The 16,047-nt window shown below is 69.7% G+C and carries 13 protein-coding genes and 1 pseudogene; 2 read left to right on the top strand and 12 right to left on the bottom strand.

The genetic code is table 11. The annotated features are described in order from the left end of the window. A pseudogene (locus tag VGD28_RS10490) lies at nt 1-123 on the top strand (IS630 family transposase); the annotation flags it as partial. 28 nt (nt 124-151) lie between these two features. Here VGD28_RS10490 and VGD28_RS10485 read toward each other — a convergent pair. The 5 genes from VGD28_RS10485 to VGD28_RS10465 form a co-directional block, all read right to left on the bottom strand. Beyond that, on the bottom strand, nt 152-904 hold the full coding sequence (locus VGD28_RS10485; RefSeq protein ID WP_331028290.1) for an SPOR domain-containing protein: 753 nt from the start codon (nt 902-904) through the stop codon (nt 152-154). Beyond that, nucleotides 904-2,628 carry an arginine--tRNA ligase gene (argS, locus tag VGD28_RS10480; RefSeq protein ID WP_331028289.1) on the bottom strand — a complete coding sequence of 575 codons (1,725 nt, stop codon included), beginning with the start codon at nt 2,626-2,628 and terminating at the stop codon, nt 904-906. Before argS ends, VGD28_RS10485 begins: the two co-directional genes overlap by 1 nt. Before the next feature lie 55 nt (nt 2,629-2,683). Beyond that, on the bottom strand, nt 2,684-3,613 hold the full coding sequence (gene rarD, locus VGD28_RS10475) for an EamA family transporter RarD (protein ID WP_331028288.1): 930 nt from the start codon (nt 3,611-3,613) through the stop codon (nt 2,684-2,686). An 87-nt stretch (nt 3,614-3,700) separates the two neighbouring features. Next, complete coding sequence (locus VGD28_RS10470; protein WP_331028287.1) at nt 3,701-4,855, bottom strand: DUF1501 domain-containing protein; 1,155 nt, start codon at nt 4,853-4,855, stop codon at nt 3,701-3,703. 4 nt (nt 4,856-4,859) lie between these two features. Continuing rightward, complete coding sequence (locus tag VGD28_RS10465; protein WP_331028286.1) at nt 4,860-6,284, bottom strand: DUF1800 domain-containing protein; 1,425 nt, start codon at nt 6,282-6,284, stop codon at nt 4,860-4,862. A 221-nt stretch (nt 6,285-6,505) separates the two neighbouring features. Here VGD28_RS10465 and VGD28_RS10460 point away from each other — a divergent pair, with 221 nt between their 5' ends. Continuing rightward, on the top strand, nt 6,506-6,781 hold the full coding sequence (locus tag VGD28_RS10460) for a hypothetical protein (protein WP_331028285.1): 276 nt from the start codon (nt 6,506-6,508) through the stop codon (nt 6,779-6,781). A 148-nt stretch (nt 6,782-6,929) separates the two neighbouring features. Here VGD28_RS10460 and VGD28_RS10455 read toward each other — a convergent pair whose 3' ends face one another. From VGD28_RS10455 to murB, 7 genes are all read right to left on the bottom strand, one after another. Further along, complete coding sequence (locus VGD28_RS10455; protein WP_331028284.1) at nt 6,930-8,096, bottom strand: deoxyguanosinetriphosphate triphosphohydrolase; 1,167 nt, start codon at nt 8,094-8,096, stop codon at nt 6,930-6,932. Nucleotides 8,097-8,145: 49 nt separating this feature from the next. Continuing rightward, nucleotides 8,146-10,167, bottom strand: coding sequence for an SPOR domain-containing protein (locus VGD28_RS10450; protein WP_331028283.1), 2,022 nt, complete (start codon nt 10,165-10,167; stop codon nt 8,146-8,148). Nucleotides 10,168-10,268: 101 nt separating this feature from the next. Next, nucleotides 10,269-11,762, bottom strand: coding sequence for a cell division protein FtsZ (gene ftsZ, locus VGD28_RS10445; protein ID WP_331028282.1), 1,494 nt, complete (start codon nt 11,760-11,762; stop codon nt 10,269-10,271). Nucleotides 11,763-11,878: 116 nt separating this feature from the next. Further along, nucleotides 11,879-13,141 (bottom strand): cell division protein FtsA, encoded by a 1,263-nt coding sequence (gene ftsA, locus VGD28_RS10440; protein WP_331028281.1) that lies wholly within the window; start codon nt 13,139-13,141, stop codon nt 11,879-11,881. A gap of 12 nt (nt 13,142-13,153) precedes the next feature. Then, nucleotides 13,154-14,050 (bottom strand): cell division protein FtsQ/DivIB, encoded by an 897-nt coding sequence (locus VGD28_RS10435; RefSeq protein WP_331028280.1) that lies wholly within the window; start codon nt 14,048-14,050, stop codon nt 13,154-13,156. Beyond that, entirely contained in the window at nt 14,047-15,000 is a 954-nt protein-coding gene (locus VGD28_RS10430) for a D-alanine--D-alanine ligase (protein ID WP_331028279.1), read from the bottom strand. The genes VGD28_RS10435 and VGD28_RS10430 overlap by 4 nt, the downstream gene beginning before the upstream one ends. A gap of 163 nt (nt 15,001-15,163) precedes the next feature. Then, complete coding sequence (gene murB, locus VGD28_RS10425) at nt 15,164-16,036, bottom strand: UDP-N-acetylmuramate dehydrogenase (RefSeq protein ID WP_331028291.1); 873 nt, start codon at nt 16,034-16,036, stop codon at nt 15,164-15,166. Nucleotides 16,037-16,047 lie beyond the last annotated feature (11 nt).

The raw sequence follows: 16,047 nt of genomic DNA, 5'->3' as shown, positions 1-16,047 counted from the left end.
CTGCGCAAGGCCGCAGAGCGCACCGTCGAGGCAACATGGAAACGCATCGGCCAACTCCTCGACGCCTTCCCGCCCCACGAATGCGCCAACTATCTCAGAAACAGCGGATATGCCTCAATCTAAACAGGACAGACTCTAGGGGAGGATTTGCTCAATTCGGCGCCAGGAAGCACGCCTCGCCCGCCGCGCGCAGCTTGCCGCACAGCTCGCTGGCCTGGCTGTTGCTGCCGGTGTTGACGCGCAGGCGATAGACGGTCTTGCCGTTGACCTCCGCCTTCTCGACCGACTTGCCCAAGGGCGCGAGATAGTTGAACCGCTTCGACAGGCGCGCCCAGGCGCCGTTCGCTCCCGCTTCCGCCGGGAAGGAGCCGAGCTGGATGATCGAGCTGCCCGCCGACGGGCCGGGCGCGCGCTGACCGGATGCCGCCGCCTTCACCGGGGGCGGGGCGGAGGGCACCGGGGCGGTGACGCGGCTCGATCCGGTGACCGGCGCGGGCGTCGCCTTTGGCGCGGCCTTGCCCGCGACCGGCGCCTCGGGCATCGCGCCGACATTGATCGAGCCGTTGGTGGTGGCGCCTTCGCTCGCGGCGAAGACGGTGTCGCCCGCGCCATCGACCTTCATCCCGCCGGGATCGTCGGGCTTGACCTTATAATCGCCCTCGGCGGCGTTGATCAGCGCACCGCTGCCCCCGCCTCCGGCGCCCTGCCCCCCGAGCAGCCACCAGCCGCCGCCGACTGCGGCGACGATCACCGCGAGTCCCGCGGCGACGGGCAGCAGCCTGCCCAGGATCGGCGGCCTTTCGTCGTAATCGTCATCGGCCGTTTCCAGCCAGGGCAGCCGGTCGCCGGTCTCGATCTCGTCCTCGACCGCGGTTTCGGCGGGCTTATCCTCTCCTGCGTTCATCAGTTCAGCTCCTGAACCGCCTCCACGCCCATGATGCTGAGGCCATTGCGGATAACCTGCCCGATCGCGTCGGCGAGGGAAAGCCGTGCGCATGTTACTTGTTCGTTGTCGGTCAGCAGGAAGCGGCGCGACGGATCGTCATTGCCCATATTCCAAAGCGCGTGGAATTCGGCTGCCAGATCATAGAGATAGAAGGCGATGCGATGCGGCTCGCGCGCCGCCGCGGCACCCTCGACCGTGCGCGGGAACTGGGCGGCGAGCTTCACCAGCGCGAGCTCGCGTGTATCAAGCAGGGACAGGTCAGGGATGCCGCAGGCGATCCCGGCCTCCGCCGCGCGGCGGTGGAGCGACGCGATTCGGGCGTGGGCGTACTGAACGTAGAACACCGGATTGTCCTTCGACGCCTCGACCACCTTGGCGAAATCGAAGTCCATCTGCGCGTCGGCCTTGCGCGTCAGCATGGTGAAGCGGACGACATCCTTGCCGACCTCGTTCACCACGTCCGCCAGCGTGACGAAATTGCCCGAGCGCTTGGACATCTTCACCGGCTCGCCCGCGCGCAGCAGGCGGACCATCTGGACCAGCTTGACGTCGAAGCGGGTCTTGCCGCCGGTCAGCGCCGCGACCGCGGCGACGATGCGCTTGACCGTGCCGGCATGGTCGGCGCCCCAGATGTCGATCAGCTGATCGGCGGCCTGCGCCTTCTGGAAGTGATAGGCGAGGTCGGCGCCGAAATAGGTCCATTGGCCGTTGGACTTCTTAATGGGCCGATCCTGATCGTCGCCGAACTGCGTGGAGCGGAACAGCGGCAGCTCGACCGGCTCCCAGTCCTCGGGCGTCTCGCCCTTGGGGGCTTCGAGCATGCCGTCATAGACCAGGTCGTGCTCGCGCAGCCATTGCTCGGCCGCCTCGGGCTTGCCCGCGGCCTGGAGTTCGGCTTCCGAGGAGAACAGGTCGTGGTGGATGCCGAGCAGAGCCAGGTCCGCCTTGATCATCACGAGCATCGACGCGACGGCTTCCTTGCGGAACAGCTCCAGCCATTCGCTCTCCGGCTGGCCGACGAACCTGTCGCCATGTTCGACGGCGAGCTTCTCGCCGACCGGCTTCAGATACTCGCCCGGATAGAGGCCCTCGGGGATCTCGATCGTCTCGCCCAGCGCCTCGCGGTAGCGCAGGTGCGCCGAACGGGCGAGGACGTCGACCTGCCCGCCCGCATCGTTGACATAATATTCGCGGATCACGCTATGCCCGACCGCTTCGAGCAGGCTGGCGAGCGCGTCGCCCACCACCGCGCCGCGGCAATGGCCCATGTGCATGGGGCCGGTCGGGTTGGCCGAGACGTACTCGACGTTGACCGTGATCCCCGCGCCGGTGTTCGAGCGGCCATAGGCATCGCCTGTCGCGTTGATCGCCTGGAGCTCGCCGCGCCAGGTGGCGTCGGTGAGGGTCATGTTGATGAAGCCGGGACCGGCAACCGACACGGCCGAGACCTCTTCGAGCTTCTGAAGCTCGGCGGCGATCTTCTCGGCCAGCGCGCGCGGGTTGGTGCCGGCGGGCTTGGCAAGGACCATCGCGGCGTTGGTCGCGAGATCGCCATGCGTCGCGTCGCGCGGCGGCTCCACGGTCACCGCGCGTCGCTCCAGCCCCGCCGGCAGGTCGCCCGCCGCGACGAGCGCGTCGAGGGCAGCATCCAGATGAGCGGCGAAACGGGTGTAGAGCGTCATTTGCGGGTCCGATGATTGCAGAAGCGGCGCGCCTTAGCGCACGCCGCGCCGTTCGTCACGCGGCGTGGAGCTCTGCAAGGCGTCGGCGGCGGGCGGCGATCGTGCCGTGGACGGCATAGACGATCAGGCCGGTCCAGATCAGCGCGAAGCAGATCGCGTGCGCGGTGGTCATGTGCTCGCCGAAAAAGGTGATGGCGAGGATGAACTGCATCGTCGGCGCGAGATACTGGAGCAGGCCCAGCGTCGAATAGGGCAGCCGCCGTGCCGCGCCGGCGAACAGCAGCAGCGGGGTGGCGGTGACCACGCCCGAGACGGCGAGCATCGCGGTCCATAGCGGCGTCTGGCCAAAGTCGAGCCCGGCATGGCCCGCGAGCCAGTAGAGATAGATCGCGGCGACCGGGGCGAGGATCGCGGTCTCGATCGCCAGCCCCTCGAGCGCCTCGACCGGCGCGATCTTCCGCACCAGGCCGTAGAAGCCGAAGGTGAAGGCGAGCGTCAGGCTGATCCAGATGCCCTGCCCCGCCCCTGCGGCGAGCACGGCGACGCCGAGCGCGGCGAGCGCGACCGCGGCAATCTGCGCCATGTTGAGCCGCTCGCGCAGCAGTACCACGCCGAGCAGCACGTTGACCAGCGGGTTGAGGAAATAGCCGAGGCTCGCCTCGAGCACATGATTGTGCTGGATCGCCCAGACATAGACGAGCCAGTTGACCGAGATCAGCGCGGCGCTGATCGCGAGGAAGCCCATCGCGCGCCGGCTGCGCAGCGCCGCGGCGAGCGCCGGGCCGCGCCGCAGCACGAGGATCAGCGCGCCGAGCAGCGCGACCGACCACAGCACGCGCATCGCCACCACCTCGCCGGCATCGACCCCGTCGAGCAGCCAGAAGAACAGCGGCAGCAGCCCCCAGATGCCATAGGCGCCGAGACCCTGGAGCAGGCCGTTGCGGTCGAGGCGCTCGGGCGCTGCGAGGGGATCGGCGCGGGCCATGGTGCGCAAGTAGGCGCGATGCTGCGCCGCGCCAAGGCACGGTGGCTTGTCCGGCGCGAAGAAACGGTTGCGGCCGAAACCTTGTGGTCAGGCGCGGATGAGTCCGTCGATCGATCCGGCGCTCTTCTGCCCAGGGAAGATCGCGGGCATCGCGCGCTGCGGATCGAGCACGAAATGCGCAGCCACTGCGCTGCCGATGACGCTGTCGAGCCCGGCAGTGGGCTTGAGGTCGCGGCCCTCGTACAGCGCGGCATCGCCCAGGCCGGGCCAGTCGGCCTGCACCCGCCCGCCCTTGACTGCGCCGCCCAGCAGCCACGCGACCGATGCGGTGCCGTGATCGGTGCCAGCGGTGCCGTTGACCTTGACCGTGCGGCCGAACTCGGTCGCGACCAGCACCAGCGTCTTGCCCCATAGCGGGCCGAGGCCGGTCTTGAGCGAGGCGATCATCTGATCGAGCCCGTTCAATTGCCCGGCGAGCCGCCCGCGCTGCTGCGCGTGGGTGTCCCAGCCGCCGGTCTCGATCATCGCGATGCGTGCGCCGTTGTCGGGCGAGAGCAGCTTGGCGGCGAGCGCCCCGGTCGCAGCGGCATTGCGGCCATTGTCCGCGGCGAGATCGCTGGTCAGCGCGCGCGTCGCCGTCGCCTGCTGCCAGATCGCATGGAGCTGCGGGTCCTGGGCGTAGAGCATCGCGACGCGCGCAAGCAGGTCGTCCGAGGCATCGGGCAGCGAGGAAGGCGCGTAGGACGAGACCTCGACCTTGCCGCGCATCGCCATCGGGATCGTCGCGGCGACCGCGATCGCCTTGCGCTCCGCGTCGGGGAGCACGCCGAGCAGGCGGTTGAGCCAGCCGTCCTTGAGCTGATAGGCCGAGGTGCCGCCGCTTTCGAGCACGTTCTGCGCATCGAAGTGCGAGCGGTCACGATAGGGCGAGGCAACGGCGTGGACGAACAGCGCCTCTTTCGCGGCATGGAGCTGAGCGACATTCTTGAGGCTGGGATGCAGCGCGAACATCGCGTCGAGCTTCGGCGCGTCGGCAAAATCCTCCGCGAGCACGCCGCGCTGCGCGGCGAAGGCGGGGTCGCCCACTGGCGCCACCGTGGCGAGGCCGTCGGCCGCGCCGCGCTGGATGATGAAGACGAAGCGGCGGTCCGTTGCGGCCTGCGCGAAGGCGAGGCGCGGCGCGAAGCCGAGCGAGAGCGCCCCCGCGGTGCCGGTGAGGACAAAATTGCGGCGTGACAGCATGACCTTATCTCCGCATGAATTCGGGCGAGACGAGCATCAGGGCGACACTCTGCGCCGGGCTTTCGGCGCGGGCGATCGCCTGCTCCGTCGTGGAACTGAGGGCATCGGGAAAGAGCTGCGCGGCGCGGGTGCGGCCGTCGATCGTCTCCCGCGTTCGCGCGGCGAAGCGCTCGGCCGCCTCGACCCGGCGCATCACCGCGTCCGGACCGGCCCAGCTCGCCGCGACATCGTCATAGCCCGCCGGCGATCCCGGCCGCCACACCGGCTGGCCGAGCTGGGTCATCAGGCCGATCACCGCCTGCGCCGCCACCTCCTGCGTGCCCAGCGCGCGCATCGTCGAGATCGACCATTCCCACGGCGTCTTGAACTTGACCGGCTGGGGCACCCACGCCTCTGGCGCGTCGATCAGTGCGCGATAGACCGTGGGCAGATCGCCGCCCGATTTGAGGAATGCGGCCTCCAGCTTGCCCACCAGCGAAGCGGGCGGCTCATCCCCGGCGAAGTGGCACGCCAGCTTGGTCGCGATATGCTTCGCGGTCGCGGGGTGAACCGCGAGATCGTCGAGCACCGCCGCGGCCTGCTTCTCGCCCTGCTGGTCGTAGCGTTTGCCGATGATCGTGCGGACCCCCGGCTCATGGATGCGCTGGGCGAAGGCGAAGCCGCCGCCCTGACCCTCGGCCTGCGCCAGCCGCGCGCCCTGTCCGCGGCCCAGACCGGCCACGGTCCAGCCCGTCATCGCGCGGGCGAATTCGGTGACGTCGGCCTGGCTGTAGACGCTGCGCACGCCGAGCGTGTGCAGCTCGAGGATCTCGCGCGCCAGATTCTCGTTGAGGCCGAGGCGGCGCCCGCCCTGCTGGCGCTGGGCGAAACGCTGGCCCGCCGGGCTGTTCGGCCCCACCGACTGCGCCTGATCGAGGTAGAGCAGCATCGCCGGATGCCGCTCGACCGCGTGGAGCATGTCGCGGAACCGGCCCAGCACATGCGGGCGGATCGCGTCGAACTCGAACCCGCCGGTCAGGCCGACCATGATCTGCTTGTCGGCCGACACCGCGAAATGGTTGGCCCAGAAATGCACCAGCCGCTCGACGAAGGGCGTGTCGCTCGCCACCGCCGCCTGCGCGCGCACGCCCGCCGCCTGCACATAATAGTCGCGGCCGCGCTGCCGGGCGGCCTGCCGCGCCGCCTGCGTCACCGCGTCATCATTCTGCCCCTCGCGCCGCGCCGCGCGCGCCTGCATCTGGACCGCGTCATAGGCGGCCGCCAGATCCGCGGCGAGCGCCGGGGTGCGCGGATAGGCGGCGAGCGGCGCTGGCAGCACCGCGAACCGCTCAATCTGCTCGATCAGCGCCCGGCGCGGCGCGGCCGGCACCGACGCGTTGGCACGCGCGCCCATCCCGAACCGGTTGAGCGCGATACTGGCTTCGGACATGGCGCGGTCTCTCCGATCGTTCGCAGCGACGCTACGCTCGCTTTGTCGCAAATCTTTGCCAGCAGCGTCGTTTCGTCGCGCGGCATTAACGCCCGGACGGCTGCACCGGACGCAATCGCACATGCAAGCTTCGCGCTTGGCCGTTGCTGCATCGCAGCATAATCTCGACTTCAGAACATAAGGGGATGTCGATCTGGCTCTGTCAAACAGGGAGAAAGATCGTGATCAAGACCTTCATCAGCGCCGCCGTCCTCATGAGCCTGCCCGTCGCCGCCTTTGCCGGCGAGCGGACCTTCACCCGCGACGGCGTGACCTATGTCTACACCAGCGAGCAGCGCGGTGAGGCCACGGTGCTGACCGGCAAGGCGCTGCCCGACGGCTCGTCCTACACGCTTACCGTTCGCGGCCGGAAGGTGACCGGCCATGTCGGCGGCACCCCGGTGTCGTTCAGCATCGCCAAGCCGCTGGATCGCACCGTCGAGACGGCGCAGCGGTAACGAGCCAAGACATCCGCCATTCCCGTGCAGGTGGGAATCCATTGCGGCTGACGCTTCGGTTCTATCGACAGGCCAGTCAGAATGGATCCCCGCCTGCGCGGGGATGACGGTTTTGGGATGATTGGGCGAAAGCGGCCTGCGCGACCGGTTAGAAGCCTTCGGGCAAGTCGATCGGGCCGACCGCCTCACGATACCGCGTGATCGCATAGCGGTCGGTCATGCCGGCGATGAAGTCGGCGATGTGGCGGCTGCGCCACGGCTCCGCGGCGGGCAGGCAGTCGCCCCATCCCTCCGGCATCAGTGCCGGATCAGCCGAATAGGCGGCGAACAACCCATCGACGATCCCCTGCGCCGTCTCCGCCGCCGCGAGCTGGCGCGGATGATGGTAGAGATTGGCGTACATGAAGCGCTTGAGCGCGCGCTCCTCCTCGCGCATCGCGTCCGAGAACCCGGCCAGCGCGCGGCCGGCGGCGCGCACCTCCTCGACCGTCTCGACCCCCGCTTCGGCGACGCGGCGGCGCGTCTCGGCGATCAGATCGTTGACCATCGTCCCGATCTGCGCGCGCACCAGCTCACGCATCAGCCGCTTGGCATCGGCATCGGGGAAGCGCGCACGCACCGCGTCCCAGCCGCGCGCCACCAGCGGCACGGCGAGCAACTGGTCGAGCGTCAGCAGCCCCGCGCGCAGCCCGTCGTCGATGTCGTGATTATCATAGGCGATGTCGTCGGCGATCGCCGCGACCTGCGCCTCGAGCGACGAATGGCTGCCGAGATCGAGCGGGAACGCCGCATCCGCCGCCGCGAGCGCCCAGCCGGGATGGCGTACCGGGCCATTGTGCTTGGCCAGCCCCTCCAGCGTCTCCCAGCTGAGGTTGAGGCCGTCCCAGCCGGGATAGGGGCTGTCGATCTCCGTCAGCGCGCGCAGCGTGTTGCCGTTGTGATCGAACCCGCCCTGTGCGGTCAGCGCGGCCTTCAGTGCATCCTCGCCGGCATGACCAAAGGGCGGATGGCCGATATCATGCGCCAGGCACAGAGCTTCCGTCAGATCCTCGTTCAGCCCGAGCGTCCGGGCCACCGCCCGGCCGATCTGCGCGACCTCCAGGCTGTGGGTCAGCCGGACGCGGAAATGATCGCCGTCGGGCGCCATGAACACCTGGGTCTTGTGGCGCAGGCGGCGGAAGCTGATCGAATGGATGATGCGGTCGCGATCGCGCTGAAAGGCGTCGCGCGGGCCGCGTGCGGTGCTGCTGCCCTCATCGTGCAGCCTGCCGCGGCTCAGCGACGGATCGCTGGCATAAGGGGCCAACGGCCTCATGCGGGGCAGCGCGTCGATACGGCTCGAATCGGCATCGCTGCGCGATAGATCATTTCGCCGCGAGTTTCTCGATCTTCTGCCCCGCCTCGCTGGTCCAGGCGAAGGCGGAAATGCCCTTCTTGCCGATCGCGTTGACGAAGGCCTGGGCCTCCGCCGGGGTCTTGAACGGCCCGACCAGAAGCCGGTTGGTGAAGCGCAGCGGCGTGGTCCATGCCTGCCGCGCGCGCAACTCGGCGGGCGCCTTGGCGACCAGCGAGCGCCACGCCTTGGGCAGATCGCTCACATTCGCGCCGCCCGCGACCTGAACCCAGTGGCGCGCGGGGTCGGCCTTGGCAGGATCTGGCTTCGCCTTGCCCTTGACGGGAGCTTTGGCCGCGGCGGCACCCTTGACGGATGCCGCCTTCGGATCTGCGGCCTTGGGATCGACCGGCTTGCCGCGCGCTCCGGCCCTGGCGGGCTCCGGTTTCGCCGGTTCGGGCCTTGGCTTCGGCGGCTCCGGCTTCGGTTTCTCTGCCGCGGGTTGCGGCCTGGGCGTCTCGACCTTCGCGACCTCGACCGGCGGCGCCGGGACCGGCGCTGACTGGGCGGGAGGCAGCTCCGCGGCGGGGCGACCAGGCATCGGCTCGACCCCGAGCTCAGACGCGGGAATGGTGATCCCGGCGATGATCCGCGCGATCACATTGTCCTCGCCGCCGATACGCGGCGTTGCCGGCGCGCTCTCTGCAACGCGCGCGGGGGCAGGATCGGTGGCGGGCGGCATGGCGGCGGTCGGCGCCGGCGCGGATGCGCTTGTCACCACCGGGCCTTCCGGTGCGGCGGGCTGCGTTGGCACCGGAGCCGGCTGGACGGCCGCCACACGCTGCGCCTCAGCCAGCCGCTGCGCTTCGGCGGCACGCTTCGCCTCCGCCTCGCGCGCAGCAAGCTCCGCTGCCGCACGCTCCCGTGCCTGGGCTTCGGCGACCCGCCGGGCCTCCGCTTCGCGCGCCGCCTGCTGCTCCGCCGCGAGCCGGTCGGCCTCGCGCTGCCGTGCCGTGAGCGCCTCGCGCTCCTGTTGCGCCTTGAGGTCGGCGAGGCGTTTCGCTTCGCGCTGCTGCAGCTCCCGCCGGGTGGCCTCTGCGTTCGAGCGCCCTCCCAGCGGTTCGCGCTCGCCGCGGCGGGATGCGGCGACCCGGCGGTCCGCGGGACGCGGATCGGCAGGACGGGGATCGACCTGGGGTTCGCGGCGCGGCACCTCCGCGGCGGCGGCCGTCACCCCCGGCTCCTGCGTCAGCCGGGGCAAGGGCGGCGCGACCTGCGCATCCGCGATCCGCGCCGTGGTGCGGCGCAGCTCGCCGAAATGCACCGCGAACGCCTTGTCCGAAGCCGAGAGGCTGGGCAGCCGCCGGAAGAAGGGCGCGAGCGCCGTCCCCACGCCGCCCATCATGCTTGCCGCGATCTTGTCCGCGCCGGCCGCATCGCCGTTCATCGCCAGGATGAAGGCGCGCGCGCGCCAGCCGGCGCGGTCGCTGCGGCGGAGCAGCGGATCGAGCACGCGCATCGCCTCGGCTTCCTGCCCGCTGATGCCGAGCGACAGCGCGTAACGCCGGATGGTCTCGTCATCCGGCCCATTCCCTGCGCTGCCGCGCATCGCGATGCGATAGTCGCGCTGTGCATGGGCCTGCGCGCCGACCAGGTCATAGGCGAAGCCGCGATCCGACAGATAGCTGTCCATCGCCAGCCCGCGCCGCTCGGCTTCGGCGAACAGCCGCAAGGCCTCGCCCGGGCGCTCCTGGCGCACCATCACCATCGCCTGCCCGGCAAGGACGCGCGGGTTGGAGGGATCGAGCGCCTGCGCCCGCGCGAAGAAGCCGGCCGCGGCGGCCGGATCGTTGAGCCGCGCGCTCATCTCGCCTGCCGAAAGCAGCGCGCGCACGTTGCGCGGATCGCGCGCGAGCGTGCGCATCTCCTCGGCCAGCCGGTCGGCATTGGGCATGGGCGGCGGCGCCACTTCCTGCGCGACTGCCGGGCCGGCAGCGCAGGCGGCGAGCGCGGTCAGGGCAACGGCCAGGCGAAGGCGGGAAGCACGTCTCATGCGATGTCGCCGCTACACGCGCCCGTGCCTGAACCAATACTGTCGAACCGCGGCGCCATCGTCAGGACGAGGCGCCGCAGCGACGAGGCGCGCGACCCGGCTTACTGGTTGTTCTGGCGGTTGAGGAAGCGCGGGATGTCGAGCGAGTCCTTGCTGTCCTCGTCCTTCGACGCGTTGCGCGCCGCGGCCATCCGCTCGAACAGCGTCCCGCCGGTGCGCGGCTTGGCCTCCTCGGCGGCCGGCGCGGGCTCGTCGTCGCCACCGCCGGTCAGCCAGCGGCGGCGGATCGTCGGCTCGGGCGGAAGATCGTCGGCGGCGGGCGTCTGCGGCACCACCGAGTCCGAACCCAACACCAGCTCGTCGGCAGCCGGCTGCTCGGCGGGAAGCGGCGCTTCGAGCGTCAGCTCGTCTTCCGAAGCAGCAGCAGCGGGCGGCGTATCGGAGAAGCCCGGCTCCGCGGCCGGATCGGTGAACGACGCCACCGGCTCGGCCGGGGCCTCGGCGGCGGGCTCAGGCTCGAAGGAGGGGGGGAAGTCCGGCGCAGGCGTCAGCGGGCGGCGCACCGATCCGAACGAGAAGCTGCGCGCGGTCTCGGCCGCGGGAGCCGCCGCGGCGGCGGGCTGCACCCCGTCCGCCTCGATGCCTGTCGCGACGACGGAGACGCGGATCTTGCCCTCGAGCTCGGTGTTGAACGCCGAGCCCCAGATGATGTTGGCGTCGTCGTCGACCAGCTCGCGGATATGGTTCGCGGCCTCGTCCACCTCGAGCAGGCGCATGTCCTCGCCGCCGGTGATCGAGACGATCACGCCCTTGGCGCCATTGAGCGACACGCCGTCGAGCAGCGGGTTGGCGATCGCCTGCTGCGCCGCCTCGATCGCGCGGCTGTCGCCCGAGGCTTCGCCGGTGCCCATCATCGCCTTGCCCATCTCGCTCATCACCGAGCGGACGTCGGCGAAGTCGAGGTTGATGAGGCCCGGCATGACCATGAGGTCGGTGATGCCGCGCACGCCCTGCTGCAGCACCTCGTCCGCCATCTGGAACGCTTCCTTGAAGGTCGTATTGGCGTTGGCGACCAGGAAGAGGTTCTGGTTGGGGATGACGATCAGCGTATCGACGTACTTCTGAAGCTCCTCGATGCCGGCCTCGGCCGACTGGGCGCGCTTCTTCCCCTCGAAGGCGAACGGCTTGGTGACGACGCCGACGGTGAGGATGCCCATGTCGCGCGCGGCCTTGGCAATCACCGGCGCGGCGCCGGTGCCGGTGCCGCCGCCCATGCCGGCCGCGATGAAGCACATATGCGCGCCGTTGAGCGCTTCCTGCACCTGCTCGATCGTCTCTTCCGCGGCGGCGCGCCCGATCTCGGGCCGCGATCCCGCGCCGAGGCCCTGGGTGATCTTCGCGCCGAGCTGGATGCGGTGCGCGGCCGTCGATGACTTGAGCGCCTGCGCGTCGGTGTTCGCGACGAGGAACTCGACCCCCTGCACTTCCGCGTTGATCATGTTGGCGATCGCGTTGCCCCCGGCGCCGCCCACGCCGATCACGGTGATCCGCGGCGTCAGCTCGTCCAGGTCGGGCGGGAGGAAGTCGATGCTCATCTTACCTAGTCTCCATCAGGCTCCGCGCCCCACGAGCGGCGCCTGCTTAATCCCCGTTTCTGCACGATGCCGATGAGCGGTGCCAGCGTAATTCACCAGTCATCAACAACATTTATTCAGTAATTGGCCCGAAATGCGGCGATCATCCGCTGGAACATCGCCTTTGGTGTCGCACGCGTAACGAGTTGATGGTTCTGCTGCAGCGCGCGCAGGTCGACCGGATCGGCCGCGGCGAAGCTCGCCAGCCCCGCCAGCGTCGCGAATGCCGGCCCGGCGTGCGCCTCGGGCAGCGCCGAAAGGCCGCGCGGGCGCCCGACGCGAACCGATCGGCCCAGCGCCTGCTGCGCATAGTCGGCGATGCCCTTGAGCTCCGCCCCGCCCCCGGTGAGCACGATCTGGCGTCCCACGGGATCCTCGAAATTGAGCCGGGCAAGTTCCTTGCCGATCTCCGCCATCAGCCGGTCGAGCCGCTGGCGGATCACCGCGATCAGCTGCGCGCGGGTGATGCGCCCGCCCTCGGCGGTCTCCTCGTCGGTGGCGATCGGCGCGACGTCGATCATGTCGTGATTGTCGCGCGGCGTCATGTTGGCGCTGCCGTAGAAGCACTTCATCCGCTCGGCCTGCCCGCGGCGCGTGCCGAAGGCGCTGGCGATGTCGTCGGTGATGTCGGCCGATCCGCTGGGGATCGACGACAGGCCGGTGAGCACGCCATCCTTGTAGACCGAGACGTTGGTGACGCCCGCACCGATCTCGACCAGCGCGACGCCCAGCTCGCGCTCCTCTTCGGACAGGCAGGCAAGGCCCGTCGCGACCGGCGCGGCGATGATCGACTTGACCTCGAGATGCGCCGAGCGGACGCACAGGTCGAGGTTGCGCACCGGCGCGCCCTCGGTCGACACGACATGGATGTCGACGCCCAGCCGCTCGGCATGCAGGCCCCTGGGCTGCTTGACCCCGGCAAGTCCGTCGAGCGTGTAGCGCGTCGGCTGCGCATGCAGCACCATCCGCCCGCCCGGATTGATCGATTCCCGGCCGGCGCGCAGCAGATCGTCGATGTCCGACTGCTCGACGCGATGCCCGCCCAAATCGACCTCGAGCCGCAGGATGTCGGACACGAGCCCTCCGGCCGAGAAGCTGACCCAGACATCCTCGATGTTGGTGCCCGCGATCCGCTCGGCCTGCTCGACCGCCTCGCGCACCGCGATCTCGGTCGCGTGCATGTCGGCGACGTAGCCGCGCTGGACGCCACGGCTCTCGCGCTGTCCGGTGCCGAGCACCATCAGCTCGCCGCCGTCCCCCTTCTGGGCGATCAGCGCCGACACCTTGGACGAACCGATGTCTAGTGCGGTGATCAATCCTTCGGGCGCCGTCTTTGCCATTGTCCCTACCCCCTACTCACTCACGCTCGCGGTTTCGATCTGCCTGGGCGCCGCCTGTCCCGGCATCCGCACCACCAGCCGCGTCGGATCGCGCATGTCGAACTTCAGATACCCCCGGCCGAGCAGCCGGTCAGCGCCGTCCAGCTCGGCGAACTTCTTGAGCGCCTTGGCCGCCGCAGCCTCGCCCTCGGGCAGCGCGAGCCGCTCCCCAGTGTTGAACGAAAGGTCCCAGCGCCGGTTGCCGATCCAGGTCGCCGCCTTGACCAGCGGCTTCAATGCCGGCGCGGCATCGAGCAGCTGCTGATAGGCCGGCTGCTGCGCATAGGCGCCGTCGCCGATCACCAGCGGCAGATCGGGCATCGCCTCGGCCGAGACCGGCTCGAGCAGCACGCCCTCGCCGTCGATCAGCATCAACTGCCCCTGATGCTGCCACACCGCCGCCGCCTTGCGCTCGACGATCTGGACGATCAGCGTGTCGGGCATGCGGCGCGAGACGCGCGCATCGGCCACCCAGCCGATCGTCATCAGCTTGCCGCGCACCTCGTCCAGATCGACCAGCGGCATCGCCTGCGATTTCGGGCCGAAGGCATAGTTGAACACGGTCGTCTTGTCGGCGCGCTTGATGCCGCTCACCTCGACATTCTCGACACGGAAGCCGGCACGACCGATCCCCTCGGCCACGGCGGTGCCGATGATGCCGGGCACGCCGAACAGGGTCGCCACGCCGAGCGCCGCGGCGAGCGCGATCCCGGTGATGCCCCAGACGGTGATCCGGTGCAGCGTCGCCTCGCTCACCGGCAGCGCCGCGACCGCGAGGTCGAGGACGTTGGCCTGCTTCTTCCTGGCCTGCTGCGCGCGCCGCTTGGGCTTGACCGAGGGGCGTTTGGCCGGGCTGGGCTTGCGGCTCATCCCGCCGCCTCCGCTGCTACGGGCGCATCGGCCATCGCCTCATCGACGATCGCCTGCACCAATTGCGCATAGCTCATGCCGAGATGCTTTGCCTGCTCGGGCACGAGGCTGAGCGGCGTCATGCCCGGCTGGGTATTCACCTCGAGCAGGAACAACCCCTCGACGCCGAGATGGTCGTCCCAGCGAAAGTCCGAGCGCGAGCAGCCCTTGCAGCCGAGCAGGCGATGCGCCTCGAGCGCGAGGCGCTTGCATGCTTCCGCGATCTCGTCGGGAATCTCGGCCGGGCAGACATGCTCGGTCAGGCCATCGGTATATTTGGCGTCGAAATCATAGAAGCCGCTCTTGGGCTTGAGCTCGGTGACCATCAGCGCCTGATCGCCGAGCACCGCGGTGGTCAGCTCGCGCCCGCGGATGAACGGTTCGGCGAGCAGCTCGTCGAATTCCTGCCAGGGCCCCTTGGCTTGCGGCGAGATCGGATTGCCGTAATTGCCTTCCGCCGTGACGATCGCGACGCCGACCGACGACCCCTCGTTGACGGGCTTCAGGACATAGGGGCGCGGCAGCGGGTCGTGCTCGTACAGCGCTTCGGTGCGCACGATGCGCCCGCCCGGCATAGGGATGCCCTGCGGCACCAGCGCCTGCTTGGTCAGCTGCTTGTCGATCGCGATGACAGAAGTGACCATGCCGCTATGCGTGTAGCGCAGGCCCATCAGGTCGAGCATGCCCTGCACCGTGCCGTCCTCGCCCGGCGTGCCGTGCAACGCGTTGAACACGAGATCGGGGCCGGCGGCGGCGAGCTTCGCCGCGACGTCACGGCCCATGTCGATCCGCGTGACCGTGTGGCCAAGCGATTCGAGCGCGTCGGCGATGCCCGCGCCCGACATCAACGACACCGGCCGCTCCGCTGACCAACCGCCCATCAGGACCGCGATGTGGAGGGGACGAACCATCAAATCCTCCCCCGGAGGGGGAGGGGGACCAGCCGCAGGCTGGTGGAGGGGTAGGTGCGGCAAGCGACGTGATCGCGGCTCAGGCGGATCGCCCGGCGGAGAATACCCCTCCACCGCTTCGCGGTGCCCCTCCCCCTCCGGGGGAGGAATTCATTGGCCTCGCTCACTTCGATACTCCTACGCGCTGGATTTCCCATTCCAGCTCAACTCCTGAACTCGCCTTGACCTTGGCGCGCACTTCCTCCCCCAGCCCCTCGATGTCCGCGCTGGTCGCGTCGCCCAGGTTGAGGAGGAAATTGGTGTGCTTCTCGCTCACCTGCGCGCCGCCCTTGCGCAGGCCGCGACAGCCCGCCGCATCGACCAGCCGCCACGCCTTGTCGCCCGGGGGGTTCTTGAAGGTCGAGCCGCCGGTCTTGCTGCGCAGCGGCTGCGATTCCTCGCGCGCCGCCGCGATGCGGTCCATCCCGGCCTGAATGGCGGTGGGGTCGCCGGGCTCGCCGCGGAAGGTCGCGCTCACCACCACTGCGCCCTCGGGCAGCTCGGAATGGCGATAGGTGTAGCCGAGCGCATCGACCGCCAGCGTCCGCCGCTCGCCCGAGCGCAGCACCACCTCGCATTCGACCAGTACATCCGCCGTCTCGCGGCCATAGGCGCCGCCGTTCATCCGCACGAAGCCGCCGACGGTGCCGGGGATGCCGCGCAGGAACTCGAGGCCGGCGATGCCGGCGTCGCGCGCGGTCGAGGAGACCAAAATCCCGCTCGCCCCGCCGCCGCATTTTAACGTGACCTCGTCGAGCCGTTCGATCTTCGAAAAGGCCTTGCCGAGCCGCACGGTGACGCCCGGCACGCCGCCGTCCCGGACGATCATGTTCGAGCCGAGGCCTAGCGCCATGACGGGGGTTTCGGCGCCAAGCGCCTTCAAGAACTCGACCAGGTCGTCGCGGTCGGCTGGTTCGAACAGCAGCTCGGCGTTGCCACCCGATTTGAACCACACGAGGGGGGCGAGCGGGGCGTCGGCTTTGAGCTTGCCGCGCACTTTCTCCCCTC

It is taken from the genome of Sphingomonas sp. (assembly GCF_036402235.1).
Lineage (GTDB): Bacteria > Pseudomonadota > Alphaproteobacteria > Sphingomonadales > Sphingomonadaceae > Sphingomonas.
Note: the sequence above shows the minus strand (reverse complement) of the source record. Positions and strands in the feature narration are given on the sequence as shown.